We start from the raw sequence: 13,438 nt of genomic DNA, 5'->3' as shown, positions 1-13,438 counted from the left end.
CCGCCGGGCCGCGCCGTGGGGGTTCCCCGCCGTCGCGGCGGGAGGAGGGCCCCGGCCCCGCCCGGGGCAGACCCCACCCCCCACCCTCCCCCCGCCGCGTCGGCGTCGACCCTCTCCTCGCTCACGCGGGGCCGCCGCCGTCGGTCTCGCGGAGTTCGAACCACACCTGCTTGCCGACGACATCGAGCTCGTCCCACACCAGCGTCACGCCGGAGGCGGACGCGAGGTCGCGCACGAGCGCCAGGCCCCTGCCGCGCTCGTCGCCCGCGGCGGCCTGTCCCTGTCGGCGGTACGGCCGCCGCACGGGGTCGTCGTCGCGTACGGCGACGACGACCCGGTCGCCGTACACCGGATACCAACTGGCGCAAGTCGTCGTTCTCGACCGACTCGGAAGGCAACTCGTCGAGCTGGCCCGCTTCGACGGCCGCATAGCCATACGCGAGAGCGACGCGCCGGCAACGGTCTTACAGACCCGTGGCCGGAGCGTCGCGGCGTTCATCGAGTGGCAGAAGTCGTCGTTCTCGAGCTACCGAGACGACTGCGTCGAACTCCGCAGGCGCGGCGACCGTGTCGCCCTCCGCGAGAGCGACGCCCCCACCACCGTCGTCGCGACGACCCCGCCCCGCCTGCGGGCGCTCCTGGCCGTTCTGAAGGCGACCGGTTGACGGAGCTCAGTCGTCCACCCACACACGGGCGAGGCAGCGACGGCCGTGCGGGGCGGGCGGGTCGGTGAAGGCGGTGCGGCCGTGCAGTACGACGGTGTTGTCCAGCCAGAGCAGGTCTCCTGGGCGCAGGGGAATGCGAAGGACCGTGCGACGGTCGGACAGCATCCGGTCCACCGCGTCGAGGACCGCCCGCTCGCCGGGGGTCAGGGGCGCCCCGGCCTCCCGCTGGGCGAGTTCGATCCCGCGCCTGTTGTAATGCACGCGCAGGTCGGCGCCATGGCGCCGGAAGACGGGGCGGAGCCGGTCGAAGCCGTTTCCCCGGCCGAAGTGGAAGTCCTGGTAGAGGCGCGGCAGGGCCCAGGGGTGGTCGGTGAGCAGCCGGTTGTGCACGGTATGGCCGCTGACCAGTAGCGTGTCCCCGCCTTGGGCCGCCTGTCGCACGCACAGCAGCCCCATCAGCCTTGGCGGATGGGGGGCCGGGGTCCGGTCGGTGTGCGGGGGCAGGGCGAGGTTGGTCCTGCCCAGCCCCGCGTTGTCGGCCACGGTGACGAACCCGCCGGCGTCCGCCGGTCTCGGGGTGCCCAGCGAGGCGGCGAGTCGCCGGCACATGGCGGCGCACTCCTGGTCGGTGCGTCCGTCCACCGGCCAGCCCCGGATCACGGTGAATCCGAGGCCGTACCGCAGGCGATGGGTGACACGCGCGGCCAGATCCGCCAGGGCGGGCGAGCGGCCGGGTGGCAGCGGGAGCAGCCAGTCCGACTCGTCGAGGGTGGGTCCGTTCCATGCCGTGAGCGCTTCGACCGGGGCGGGCTGGGTCATCCGCTCATCGTTCCGCGGCGGTTGTCCGCCGACAAGCCCGTACCCGCGTCGGCGGTCAGTCGTCGATCGCCTGGTAGAGCGTCGTCCAGAAGTCGTGGATGGCCCGCGCCGAGTCCGGCGTGGACATCCCGGTCTGGGTGAGCAGGATGCCGACGAGCCCGTTGTGCGGGTCGGCGTACGTCGTCGTACCCGCTCCGCCGTCCCAGCCGAACTGGCCGATGGGCGCGTAGTCGCCGCGATAGGTGCGGACCGTCATCCCGAAGCCCCAGCCGCCCTGCTGCCCCTGGCCGTATGACATGTGGACGAGGTTGCGCGCCAGGGCTTCCCGGGCGGCGAGCTGCTCGGCCGGGAGGCGGTTGCCGGTCATCAGCTCGACCGCGGGGCGGGACAGGATCCGTTCGGTGCCGTGCACACCGCCGTTGAGCAGCATCCGGAAGTACGCGTGGTAGTCGTCGACGGTGGAGTCGAGTCCGCCGCCGCCGGACTGGAACGCCGGGGGCCGGCTGTGGTGGCCCCCGGCCGCCTCGTCCTCCACGTGGAACTCCCCGGTCCGCGGATCGGGGGAGTACAGGGGCGGCAGCCGGTCGATCTTGTCGGCGGGCACGTGGAAGCCGGTGTCCTTCATGCCCAGCGGAGCGAAGACGCGCTCGCGCAGGAACGCCTCGAAGGACTGGCCGGTGACCCGGGCGACGAGCACACCGAGGACGTCGTCGCCGACGTTGTACAGCCACCGTTCTCCGGGCTGGTACATGAGCGGGAGCGTGCCCAGGCGGCGCATCCACTCGTCCGGCTCCACCGCCGGCAGCAGCCATCCGTTCTCGCCGTAGACCTTCCGCGCGAAGAGCTCCCGCATCATCGGCGAGCCCATCGCCGTCGTGTCCAGGCCGAGCCCGAACGTGGAGGTGAGCAGGTCCCGCACGGTGATCGGGCGCCGCGCCGGCACGGTGTCGTCCAGCGGGCCGTCGGCCCGCTTCAGCACGCGCCGGTCGGCGAGTTCGGGCAGCCACGGGTCCACCGGGTCGTCCAGCCGCAGCCGGCACTCGTCCAGCAGGACCATCGTCGCGGCGACGGCGACGGGCTTGGTCGTCGAGGCCATGCGGAAGATGGTGTCCCGGCGCATCGGCGCGCCGCCCTCGTGGCGCATCGTCCCGATCGCCTCGACGTGGGTCTCCTCGCCACGGCTGACCAGGGCGACGAGCCCGGGTATCCTCCCGGACTCCACATGCCGTGCCAGGACCTCGCGCAACCTGCGCAGCCCTGCTTCGGAGAAGCCGTCAGTGCCTTTTCCCATCGTGAATCTCCTTGTGAACGCTGCTTGATCTGAAGGCTTTCGCCGGCACGCTGCGGGAGCTGGCTAGAACACCGCCCTGACGAGCCGGTCCAGCGCCTTCGGGAACTCCCGTGCCGGGTCGATCGCGGCTTCCCCGGTCGTCACCGACGCGGTGAGCGTCCTGCCGCCGTCGGGCGTGCTGTACATGAGCGACCCGTAGCCGCCGGGCGGGCTGCCGTTGTGGTGGTAGACGGTGCCGCCGTCCGGGCCGAGGTCCTGGACGAACAGGCCGAGGCCGTAGTGAAGGTCGCCGCTCTTGGGGTGCGGCGTGCGCATCTCGGCCAGGAGCGGGGCCGGCAGGAGCTTGCCGCGCATCAGCGCGGAGAAGAAGGTGTGGAGATCCGCCGTGGTCGAGACCATGTCGCCGGCGGCGGGCAGCAGGGAGAGGTTCTGACGGGTCACGTCGGCGACCTTCCACTCACCGCCGTCCTGGTAGCGGTAGTAGCCGTGGGCGTGCGGCCCGGGGAGGTCGGGTGAGGCGCCCGGCACCACGGTGTCGTGCAGGCCGAGCGGCCGGAGGATTCGTCGCCGCATCTCCTCGGCGTAAGGGCGGCCGGAGACCTGCTCGACCAGCAACTGGGCGAGGGTGTAGTTGGTGTTGGAGTAGCTCCAGTCCGTCCCCGGCTCGAACCGTGCCGGCTTGGACAGCGCCAGCCGAATCAGTTCCTCGGGCCGGTAGGTGTGGAACCGGTTGTCCACCCACTCCTTGCCCGTGGCGGGTATCCCCGGCGCGAACGTCCCGTCGGCGTAGTACTCGCCGGTGTAGTTGAACAACCCGCTGGTGTGCTGCAGCAGCATCCGCGCGGTGATCCGCCGGTCCAGCGCGAGTTCGGGCAGGTGGTCGGCGACCGGGGCGTCGAGCCCGAGTCTGCCGTCGGCCACCAGGCGCAGCACCAGCGTCGCCGTGAACGTCTTGGTGGAGCTGCCCGTCCAGAACCGCCCGTCCGTCGGCGGTTCGGCGCTCCTGCCCAGCTCGCGCACCCCGGCGCTGCCGACCCATTCGCCCCGCTCGTCGTGCACGCGCATCTGGATCCCGGCGAAGCCGGAATCGACGAACTCCTGGAGGGCTTTCGGTAGTTCGGGCCTGTCGGTCATGAAAGGTGCTCCTCATTCATCAAGGGGTTGATCAGAGGCTGTGGGCGGTGATGTCGCCGTAGGCGGTGGTCGCGTGGATGGTCAGGCCGGCGGCGGCGCCTTCGGCGTTCTTGAGCGTGTTGTGGATCCGGCCGTAGCCGGTGCCCGCGTCCAGGGAGGCGGAGACGCCCCGGGCGGCGCCGACCGAGATCCGGCCGTGCTCGGTGCGCAGCGTGACCGCGCCGCGCACGGCCTCGGCGACGCGGAGGTCGCCCTTCTGAGTGGTGATCTCCGCCGGGCCGCCCAGGCGGCCGACCGAGACGTCGCCCGCGAGGAGGGCGAGGTGGGCGCTCGCCGTCTCGTCGAGCTTGACCGAGCCGTGCGCGCTCTCGAAGGCGACGTCGCCGAGCCGTCCGACGCCCCGGAACTCGGCGCTGGCCGCCTTCGCCTCGACGCGGGAGCCGGCGGGCACCTGGACGGTGACCTCGATGGAGCCGGAGTTGCCGAGGACCCGGTTCTTCGCCTCCGGGGCCTCGATCCGCAGGACGCCGTCGTCGTACGCGACCCGGGTCTCCTCCGCCGCCTTCACGTCGCGGCCCTTCGAGGCGTCCAGGGGCAGGACCTCGACCGTGGTGTCGGCCCGGTCGGCGGCGATGAACCGGATGTGGCCGGCGGGGACGTCGAGGACGGCCGAGACGGGGGCGGGGGTGTCGAACTTTCGCATCGTGCTCTCCTGTGGTCGGTCGTTGTTTCCGATGCAGGAAAAGCTACGTTGCGTTTGTCGGCGCGGCAATGAGCTCGTTGCGTGCAGTCGTCATCAGTGCAGGTCAGAGGCTGGAAATCGTTGCAACGGCGATGAATTCAATGCAACGTCCTTCTCGTCGATCGTTGCAATGAGGGTGGATCGAACGCTACGCTGGTCCCATCAAGGACGCACGAAGGAGACCCCGGTGCCCGGAGGCAGACTCACCCAGCAGGAACGCCAGCAGATCGCGCTCGGGCTGGCCGACGGGCTCGCCTACGCGGAGATCGCCCGGCGTCTCGACCGGCCCACCTCGACGGTCACGCGCGAGGTGATGCGCAACGGCGGCCCCACCGACTACCGCGCCGACCTGGCCCACCGCGCCACCGAACGCCGTGCCCACCGGCGCAGGCAGCCCGCGCCCCGGGGGGAGCGGGCGCCCTCGCGGGAGTACGGGCGCGACGCCGAGGCGGTGCGCGAGTACGAGGAGGCGTTCACCACGCTCCTCATGCAGTCGGGCCTGCCCAAGATGATGGCCCGGGTGCTGACCTGCCTCTACACCACCGACGCGGGCAGCCTCACCGCGTCCGAACTCGGCCGGCGCCTCCAGGTAAGCCCTGCGTCCGTCTCCAAGGCGATCACGTTCCTGGAGAGCCGGGACCTCATTCGCCGCGAGCGCGACGAACGCCGCCGCGAGCGCTACATCGTCGACAACGAGCTCTGGTACCAGGCGATGATCGCCAGCGCCAAGGCCAACGCCCAGCTCGCCGAGACCGCGCGGCAGGGCGTCGGCATCCTCGGTCCCGACACCCCGGCCGCCGTCCGGCTCGAGAACATCGCCCGCTTCGTCGACTTCGTCGGCGAGAGCATCATCCGCGCGGCGGAACAGGCCCGCGAGGTCCTCTACGCCGCGCCCGACCCTTCCGCCGCGCCCGACCCCGCTCCGGATCCCGCTCCGGACCCCTCGGTCTGAGCCCTACCCCGGCCGCAGCCACACCGTCGCCAGCGGCGGCAGTACCGCCACCACGCTCACGCGCCGCCCGTGCCACGCCGTCGGCTCCGCCTTCAGCGGGTCGGGGTTGCCGACGCCGCTGCCGCCGTAGCCGGCGGCGTCGGTGTTGAGGACCTCGTGCCACACCGGTTCGCCGGGCGGGACGCCCAGGCGGTAGCCGTGCCGGACCACCGGGGAGAAGTTGCAGACCGCCAGCAGCGGCGAGCCCTGCGCGTCGTAGCGGACGAACGCCAGGACGTTGTCGTCCGCCGCGTCGCCGACGATCCACTCGAAGCCCTCCGGCACGGTGTCCCGCTGCCACAGCGCCGGGGTCGCCCGGTAGTGGGCGTTGAGGTCGCGGACGAGGTCCCGCACACCACGGTGGTCGGCCTCGGCGGAGTACGAGGGGTCCAGCAGCCACCAGTCGGGGCCGTGGGCCTCGGACCACTCCGCGCCCTGCGCGAACTCCTGGCCCATGAAGAGGAGTTGCTTGCCCGGGTGGGCCCACATGAAACCGAGGAACGCCCGGTGGTTCGCGCGCTGCTGCCACCAGTCGCCCGGCATCTTCGAGACCAGCGACCGCTTGCCGTGCACCACCTCGTCGTGCGAGATCGGCAGGACGTAGTTCTCGCTGTACGCGTAGACCATCGCGAAGGTCATGTCACCGTGGTGGTACCTGCGGTGCACCGGCTCCTTCGTCATGTACTCCAGCGAGTCGTGCATCCACCCCATGTTCCACTTCAGGCCGAAGCCCAGCCCGCCGAAGCCCCCCGGGCCCGTGTGGTGGGTGGCGCGCGTGACGCCGTCCCAGGCGGTGGACTCCTCGGCGACCGTCACCACGCCCGGGCAGCGGCGGTACACCGTCGCGTTCATCTCCTGGAGGAACGCCACCGCGTCGAGGTTCTCCCGGCCGCCGTGCTCGTTCGGCGTCCACTGGCCCGGCTCCCGCGAGTAGTCCAGGTAGAGCATGGACGCGACGGCGTCCACGCGCAGCCCGTCGATGTGGAACTCCTCGCACCAGTAGACCGCGTTCGCCACCAGGAAGTTGCGCACCTCCTTGCGGCCGTAGTCGAACTCCAGGGTCCCCCAGTCCGGGTGGGCGGCCCGGGCCGGGTCCTGGTGCTCGTACAGCGGCCGGCCGTCGAACTCCGCCAGCGCCCAGTCGTCCCTCGGGAAGTGCGCCGGCACCCAGTCCATGAGCACGCCGATGCCGGCCCGGTGGAGGGAGTCGATGAGGTGCTTGAAGTCGTCGGGGGTGCCCAGGCGGGCCGTGGGCGCGTAGAAACCCGTCACCTGGTAGCCCCACGAGCCCCCGAAGGGGTGCTCGGCCACCGGCATCAGCTCCACGTGCGTGAAGCCGAGGTCCTTGACGTAGGCGGGCAGTTGCTCGGCCAGCTGCCGGTAGGTGAGCCCCGGGCGCCAGGAGGGGAGGTGCACCTCGTAGACCGAGAACGGCGCCTCGTGGACGGGGCGTGCGCCCCGCCGCGCCATCCAGTCCGCGTCCCGCCACACGTGGTGCGACGTCTCCACGATCGACGCGTTCGCGGGCGGCACCTCGGTGCGCCGCGCCATCGGGTCCGCGCGCAGCGTGCGCGAGCCGTCGGGGCGGGTGAGCTCGAATTTGTACAGCGCGCCTTCCGCGACGCCCGGGAGGAACAGCTCCCACACTCCCGTCCCGCCCAGCGAGCGCATCGGGTGGACCGTGCCGTCCCACACGTTGAAGTCGCCCACCACCCGTACGCCCAGGGCGTTCGGCGCCCACACCGTGAACCGGGTGCCCGCCACGCCCTCGTGCGTCATCGGACGGGCGCCCAGCGCCCGCCACAGCTCCTCGTGCCGGCCCTCCCCGATGAGGTGGAGATCCAGCTCCCCGAGCGCGGGGAGGAAGCGGTACGGGTCGTCCAGGGTCACTTCCGTGTCCTCGTACGTGACGAGGAGACGGTGGTCCTTGGGGATCTCGCGGAGGGGCAGGATCGCGGCGAACAGGCCGTCGCCCTCGTCGATGAGCTCCGCGCGCAGGCCCTTGGCCACCACCGCGACGCCCTTCGCCCACGGGCGCAGGGCGCGCACGACGATCCCGCCCGGCACGTGGTGCGCGCCCAGCACGCTGTGCGGGTCGTGGTGGGTGCCCTGGAGGAGGCGGGCGCGGGTGAATTCGTGCAGGGGGGGTGCGGGGCGGATGCCGCTTCCCTGCGTGAGGAGTTTTGTGGGTGGCTTCGTCGGTGTGGGTGTGGTCTTGGGGGTCGGCGCCGGCAGGAACGTTGCCGGGATCGGCGGTCGCGCTGTCACAGGTGGTCCTCCGGGGGCGTACGGGGCGTACGGGCGTACGGGGGCGTACGGGTCAAGGGGCGTGGACGCCGGTCACACGGTGGCCTCCGGCCAGGCGGTGGATCGCGGACATCGGCACGGACAGCCAGTCGGGGCGGTGCCGGGCCTCGTAGAGCACCTCGTAGACGGCCTTGTCCGTCTCGTGCGCCCGTAGCAGCCCGGGGTCCTCGCGCGGGTCCTCGTGGACGGTCGCGTAGCCCTCGCAGAACGCGGCCCGGGAGCGCTCGGCCCAGTCCGTGCCGGTCGCTCGGCCCACCGCCGCCGCGTAGTCGAAGGAGCGCAGCATCCCGGCGATGTCCTGCGCGACCGGCTGCGGACGGCACCGCTCCGCCAGCGGGCGGGCCGGCTCCCCCTCGAAGTCGATCAGCGACCAGCGGCCGTCCGAGGCCGTGCGCAGCGCCTGGCCGAGGTGGAGGTCGCCGTGGACGCGCTGGGCCCGGCGGGTCCGCCCGTCCCGGCCCAGCGCCGCCAGTTCGTCGTAGGCGTCGCGCAGCGCCGACCGGTACGGGCGCAGTGCCGGGACGGCCTCCGCCGTCACCTCCAGGCGCCGCGTCATCGCGGCGGCGAGCCGCTCCAGCTGGGGGCGGTCCAGGGCGGTCGTGGGCAGCGCCTCGGCCAGGGCCAGGTGCACCTCGGCGACGGCGTGGCCGAGGGCGCGCGCGGAAGCGGTGAAGTCGGCCTGGACGGAGAGGGCGCCCAGCGCCAGTTGCCAGCCGTCGGCCGAGCCGGCCAGGAAGGGCTGCAGCACGCCGAGGGTCATGGGCATCGTGCCGGGGAGCTCCGCCTCGAACCAGGCCGCCGGTGCCGGGACGCGGGTGCAGCCGGTCTTCGCGAGTGCGCGCGGCAGTTCGAGATCGGGGTTGGTGCCGGGGCCCACGCGACGGAAGAGCTTGAGGATATACGTTTCGCCGTAGACCGCCGAGGAGTTGGACTGTTCGGCGCCGAGGAGGCGGGGCGTCAGGTTCGGTGCGATCTCCGCGTCCGGTTCGCGGCTGAAACGGAGGGGACCCAGGCGGCCCGGGACGCGTAGGCGCTCCAGGAGGAGCGTCGCGAGGCGGGGGTCGGCCAGGCCCTCGTAGACGGTGCGGCCGCGCAGGGGGCCGTCCGTCGGGCGGCCGATCAGGGCGGGGGAGAGGTGGGGTGGGAGGACGTCCTGGATGCCGAGGAGTAGTTGGTAGCAGTCGTTCTGGGTGCGGGTGGGGTGGTGTGTTTGTGCTCGTGCTCGTACTTGTACGAGCAGGTGCAGGAGGTTCGGGGTGAGTTCCGTCGTCGCCACGGGCGTGAGGCCGTCGATGGGGCGGCCCTTGCCGGCGAACCAGCGCTGGCGGGGCAGCCATTCCGTGAGCAGGGGGGCGAGCGAGGCGAGCAGCGGTGCGGCTTCCGACATGCGTCGCGTCCTTTCCCCGGGGCACACGACGGATGGGCAAAGTGTCCCGGATTACGGCTTTGACCAGGGTATGGTGCGGGACCGGTTGCGGGTGCGCTTTCGCTTGCGGGGTGCGTCGGGGGTGGGCCGGGGCGGGGTGCGTCGGGGCCGGGGTGGGGCGGACGGGCCCTTACGGGGCTGAGCTCTTCGCGGTGCCTGCCACTTTGGTACGGGGTGCCCCGCACGTGGCCCCAGCGGCGAAGAGCTCTTTACGCCCCTGCCAGGGCCCGTCCGCCCCACCCCGGCCCCTCCCGTCCGTTCGGCGGGTGCGGGTCGTTTACGCTCCGCGCCTGCCCCCTCGTGTGGTTCGGAAACTGCGCTTTCAGGCGTTCGGTGCCGTGCGGCGTAGGCGGAACCAGTAGAAGCCGTGGCCCGCCAGGGTGAGGAGGTAGGGGAGCTCGCCGATCGCCGGGAAGCGGACTCCGCCGATCAGTTCCACCGGGTGGCGGCCGTTGAACGCCCGCAGGTCGAGTTCGGTCGGCTGTGCGAACCGGGAGAAGTTGTTCACGCAGAGGACCAGGTCGTCGCCGTGTTCGCGGAGGAAGGCCAGGACTGCTGGGTTGCTTGAGGGGAGTTCCGTGTAGGAGCCGAGGCCGAATGCCGGGTTTTGCTTGCGGATTTCGATCATTCGGCGGGTCCAGTGGAGGAGTGAGGATGGCGATGACATCGCCGCTTCCACGTTCGTCACCTGGTAGCCGTATACCGGGTCCATGATCGTGGGGAGGTACAGCCTTCCCGGGTCGCAGGAGGAGAAGCCCGCGTTCCGGTCCGGTGTCCATTGCATGGGGGTCCGGACCGCGTCCCGGTCGCCCAGCCAGATGTTGTCCCCCATGCCGATCTCGTCGCCGTAGTACAGGATCGGGCTGCCCGGCAGGGAGAGGAGCAGCGCCGTGAACAGCTCGATCTGGTTGCGGTCGTTGTCCAGGAGGGGGGCCAGGCGGCGGCGGATGCCGATGTTCGCGCGCATGCGGGGGTCTTTGGCGTATTCGGCCCACATGTAGTCGCGCTCCTCGTCCGTGACCATTTCGAGGGTCAGCTCGTCGTGGTTGCGGAGGAAGATGCCCCATTGGCAGCGGGAGGGGATTTCCGGTGTTTTCGCGAGGATCTCGGAGACCGGGTAGCGGGACTCCCGGCGCACTGCCATGAAGATGCGGGGCATGACCGGGAAGTGGAATGCCATATGGCATTCGTCCCCGCCGTTCTCGTACGAGCCGAAGTAGTCGACCACGTCCTCCGGCCACTGGTTCGCCTCGGCCAGGAGGAGGGTGTCGGGGTAGTGGGCGTCGATCTCCGCTCGGACGCGCTTGAGGAATTCGTGCGTCCGGGGGAGGTTCTCGCAGTTCGTCCCCTCCTCCGCGAAGAGGTAGGGGACCGCGTCCAGACGGAAGCCGTCGATGCCGAGGTCCAGCCAGAAGCGGAGGGCGGCCAGGATCTCCTCCTGGACGGCCGGGTTCTCGTAGTTGAGGTCCGGCTGGTGGGAGAAGAAGCGGTGCCAGTAGTACTGCTTGCGCACCGGGTCGAAGGTCCAGTTCGACGTCTCCGTGTCCACGAAGATGATGCGCGCGCCCTGGTACTGCTTGTCGTCGTCGGCCCAGACGTAGTAGTCGCCGTAGGGGCCGTCGGGGTCGCTGCGGGACTGCTGGAACCAGTCGTGCTGATCGCTCGTATGGTTCATGACAAAGTCGATGATGACGCGCATGCCGCGGGTGTGGGCGGCGTCCACGAACTCGACGAAGTCGGCGAGGTCGCCGAATTCCGGCAGGACCGAGGTGTAGTCGGAGACGTCGTAGCCGCCGTCGCGCAGGGGCGACTGGAAGAACGGCGGGAGCCAGAGACAGTCGACGCCCAGCCACTGGAGATAGTCCAGTTTCGCCGTCAGTCCCTTGAGGTCGCCGATGCCGTCGCCGTCGCTGTCCTGGAACGAGCGGACGAGGACCTCGTAGAAGACGGCCCGCTTGAACCAGTCGGGATCCAGGTCCTTGGCCGGAGTGTCCTCGAAGGTGTCCTGGACGGGCTCATTGACGATCATGGTGTGGGTGACCCTCCGATCTGAGAGGACGGTCGCAGCGAGAACACGTGCGCGGGCGGGCGTCCCGGCTCCAGGCGCACATAGTTGTCCCTGCCCCAGTGATAGGTCTCCCCGGTGAGCTCATCGCGCACCGGGACGGTCTCGTGCCAGCCGAGGCCGAGCTCCGGCATGTCCAACGAGACCGTGGCCTCCTGGGTGTGGTGGGGGTCGAGGTTGACGACCGTGAGGACGCAGGAGGGGCCCGTGCGCTTGGAGTACGCGATGACCGCGTCGTTGTCCACGCGGTGGAACCTGAGATTGCGAAGGTGCCGGAGGGCGGGGTGGCGCCTTCTGATCCGGTTGAGGGTGGTGATCAGCGGGGCGATGCTGCGTCCTTCGCGTTCCGCCGACTCCCAGTCCCTCGGGCGGAGTTCGTACTTCTCCGAGTTCAGGTACTCCTCGCTGCCCGCGTGGGCCGGGGCGTTCTCGCAGAGTTCGTAGCCGGCGTACATACCCCAGGAGGGGGAAAGTGTCGCCGCGAGGATCGCGCGTGCCTCGAAGGCCGGGCGGCCTCCTTCCTGGAGGTACGCGTGGAGGATGTCCGGCGTGTTGACGAAGAGGTTGGGGCGCATATGGGCCGAGGACGGGCCCGATAGCTCTGTCAGGTATTCCGTCAGCTCCTGTTTGGTGTTGCGCCAGGTGAAGTACGTGTACGACTGCTGGAAACCGATCGCCCCCAGCGTGCCCATCATCGCTGGCCGGGTGAACGCCTCGGCCAGGAAGATCACGTCCGGGTCGGTGCGGCCGATCTCGGCGATCACCTTCTCCCAGAAGGAGACCGGTTTCGTGTGGGGATTGTCCACACGGAAGATGCGTACCCCGTGTGCCATCCACAATCGCAGGATCCTCAGCGTTTCGGCCACGAGGCCGTCGAAGTCCGCGTCGAAGGCCAGGGGGTAGATGTCCTGGTACTTCTTCGGCGGGTTCTCGGCGTACGCGATGGAGCCGTCCGCGCGGTGGTGGAACCACTCGGGGTGCTTTCCGACCCAGGGGTGGTCCGGGGAGCACTGGAGGGCGAAGTCGAGGGCCACCTCCAGGCGCAGGTCGTGCGCCCGGCTCACGAAGTGGTCGAAGTCCTCCAGCGTGCCCAGATCGGGGTGGACCGCGTCGTGGCCGCCGTCCGGGGAGCCGATGGCCCAGGGGCTGCCCACGTCGTAAGGGCCCGCGCTCAGCGCGTTGTTGGGGCCCTTGCGGTGGGAGGTGCCGATGGGGTGGATCGGGGGGAGGTAGACGACGTCGAAGCCCATCGCCGCGATGGCGGGGAGGCGGCGGGCCGCCGTGCGGAGGGTGCCGCTGCGGGGTGGTTGGCCGGGAGTCAGCCGGGCGCCTTCCGAGCGGGGGAACATCTCGTACCAGGAGCCGAAGAGGGCCCGCTCGCGCTCCACCAGCACCGGCACCGGGCGGGAGCTGGTGACCAGCTCGCGGAGGGGGTGGCGGGTGAGGGTGGCCGTGACCTCGGGGGTCAGGGCGGCCGCGAGCCGGGCCGAGGCCGGGCGGGTGGCGTCGCGCAGGGCGTCCACGGCGGCCAGTACCGCTTCCCTGCCGTCGCTCTTGGGGACCCCGCCGGCCGCCCGTTCGTGGAGCCGGGCGCCCTCCTCCAGGACCAGTTCGGTGTCCATGCCCGCCGGGATCTTGATCGAGGCGTGCTCCCGCCAGGTGGTGACCGGATCGCCCCAGGCCTCGACCGCGTACGTCCAGCGGCCCGTGGCGTCCGGGGTGACCGTCGCCCCCCAGCGGTCGGTGCCGGGGGCCAGCTCGCGCATCGGCGTCCAGGGGCCGCAGCGGCCCGCGGGCCCGCGCAGCACCACGTTCGCCCCGACCGCGTCGTGCCCCTCCCGGAAGACCGTGGCGGTGACCTCGAACTCCTCGCCCACCACGGCCTTGACGGGCCTTCGGCCGCAGTCGACGAGCGGGCCTAGGTCCAGGACGGGGATACGACCGATCATGGGATCACCTGGCGAGCCTTGGGGGTCCGGGGAAAGGGTTCCGTCAGTT

General features: G+C 71.1%; 11 protein-coding genes. 2 read left to right on the top strand and 9 right to left on the bottom strand.

All coding sequences use genetic code 11. The features are described from left to right. Positions 1-121: 121 nt before the first annotated feature. Positions 122-349 (bottom strand): ATP-binding protein, encoded by a 228-nt coding sequence (locus IE096_RS31420; RefSeq protein WP_229820174.1) that lies wholly within the window; start codon positions 347-349, stop codon positions 122-124. On the opposite strand from IE096_RS31420, the gene IE096_RS11660 reads away from it, so the two are divergent. Then, a complete protein-coding gene (locus tag IE096_RS11660) occupies positions 249-665 on the top strand; it encodes a DUF397 domain-containing protein (RefSeq protein ID WP_229820156.1) in 417 nt (138 codons plus the stop codon). The genes IE096_RS31420 and IE096_RS11660 overlap by 101 nt on opposite strands. Positions 666-671: 6 nt before the next feature. Here IE096_RS11660 and IE096_RS11655 read toward each other — a convergent pair whose 3' ends face one another. From IE096_RS11655 to IE096_RS11640, 4 genes are all read right to left on the bottom strand, one after another. Further along, on the bottom strand, positions 672-1,484 hold the full coding sequence (locus IE096_RS11655) for a TauD/TfdA family dioxygenase (RefSeq protein WP_189451353.1): 813 nt from the start codon (positions 1,482-1,484) through the stop codon (positions 672-674). Positions 1,485-1,539: 55 nt separating this feature from the next. Further along, positions 1,540-2,775, bottom strand: coding sequence for a serine hydrolase domain-containing protein (locus IE096_RS11650; RefSeq protein WP_189451352.1), 1,236 nt, complete (start codon positions 2,773-2,775; stop codon positions 1,540-1,542). A 63-nt stretch (positions 2,776-2,838) separates the two neighbouring features. After that, positions 2,839-3,909: a serine hydrolase domain-containing protein gene (locus IE096_RS11645; protein WP_189451351.1), complete on the bottom strand. Its 1,071-nt coding sequence runs from the start codon at positions 3,907-3,909 to the stop codon at positions 2,839-2,841. A 31-nt stretch (positions 3,910-3,940) separates the two neighbouring features. Next, the gene (locus IE096_RS11640; RefSeq protein ID WP_189451350.1) at positions 3,941-4,612 is read right to left on the bottom strand and encodes a DUF4097 family beta strand repeat-containing protein; all 672 of its coding nucleotides are present in this window, start codon (positions 4,610-4,612) and stop codon (positions 3,941-3,943) included. A 226-nt stretch (positions 4,613-4,838) separates the two neighbouring features. Here IE096_RS11640 and IE096_RS11635 point away from each other — a divergent pair, with 226 nt between their 5' ends. Beyond that, positions 4,839-5,603, top strand: a complete 765-nt coding sequence (locus IE096_RS11635; RefSeq protein ID WP_189451349.1) for a helix-turn-helix domain-containing protein — start codon at positions 4,839-4,841, stop codon at positions 5,601-5,603. Between the two features lie 3 nt (positions 5,604-5,606). On the opposite strand, the gene glgB is transcribed toward IE096_RS11635, so the two are convergent. From glgB to IE096_RS11615, 4 genes are all read right to left on the bottom strand, one after another. After that, positions 5,607-7,802, bottom strand: coding sequence for a 1,4-alpha-glucan branching enzyme (glgB, locus tag IE096_RS11630; RefSeq protein ID WP_189451762.1), 2,196 nt, complete (start codon positions 7,800-7,802; stop codon positions 5,607-5,609). 160 nt (positions 7,803-7,962) lie between these two features. Then, entirely contained in the window at positions 7,963-9,336 is a 1,374-nt protein-coding gene (locus IE096_RS11625) for a maltokinase N-terminal cap-like domain-containing protein (RefSeq protein ID WP_189451348.1), read from the bottom strand. Between the two features lie 361 nt (positions 9,337-9,697). Beyond that, complete coding sequence (gene treS, locus IE096_RS11620) at positions 9,698-11,404, bottom strand: maltose alpha-D-glucosyltransferase (protein WP_189451347.1); 1,707 nt, start codon at positions 11,402-11,404, stop codon at positions 9,698-9,700. After that, on the bottom strand, positions 11,401-13,389 hold the full coding sequence (locus IE096_RS11615; RefSeq protein WP_189451346.1) for an alpha-1,4-glucan--maltose-1-phosphate maltosyltransferase: 1,989 nt from the start codon (positions 13,387-13,389) through the stop codon (positions 11,401-11,403). Before IE096_RS11615 ends, treS begins: the two co-directional genes overlap by 4 nt. Positions 13,390-13,438 lie beyond the last annotated feature (49 nt).

It is taken from the genome of Streptomyces abikoensis (assembly GCF_014648775.1).
GTDB classification, from domain to species: domain Bacteria; phylum Actinomycetota; class Actinomycetes; order Streptomycetales; family Streptomycetaceae; genus Streptomyces; species Streptomyces abikoensis.
The sequence above is the reverse complement of the archived record's forward strand: the minus strand, read 5'-3'. Positions and strand labels throughout refer to the sequence as shown.

What these genes read in the sequence shown, in the direction of transcription:
- IE096_RS11650 (WP_189451352.1), bottom strand. Translation starts at nt 2,775, where the DNA reads ATGGGAAAAGGCACTGACGGCTTCTCCGAAGCAGGGCTGCGCAGGTTG.
- IE096_RS11625 (WP_189451348.1), bottom strand. Translation starts at nt 9,336, where the DNA reads ATGTCGGAAGCCGCACCGCTGCTCGCCTCGCTCGCCCCCCTGCTCACG.
- treS (WP_189451347.1), bottom strand. Translation starts at nt 11,404, where the DNA reads ATGATCGTCAATGAGCCCGTCCAGGACACCTTCGAGGACACTCCGGCC.
- IE096_RS11655 (WP_189451353.1), bottom strand. Translation starts at nt 1,484, where the DNA reads ATGACCCAGCCCGCCCCGGTCGAAGCGCTCACGGCATGGAACGGACCC.
- IE096_RS11640 (WP_189451350.1), bottom strand. Translation starts at nt 4,612, where the DNA reads ATGCGAAAGTTCGACACCCCCGCCCCCGTCTCGGCCGTCCTCGACGTC.
- IE096_RS11615 (WP_189451346.1), bottom strand. Translation starts at nt 13,389, where the DNA reads ATGATCGGTCGTATCCCCGTCCTGGACCTAGGCCCGCTCGTCGACTGC.
- IE096_RS11645 (WP_189451351.1), bottom strand. Translation starts at nt 3,909, where the DNA reads ATGACCGACAGGCCCGAACTACCGAAAGCCCTCCAGGAGTTCGTCGAT.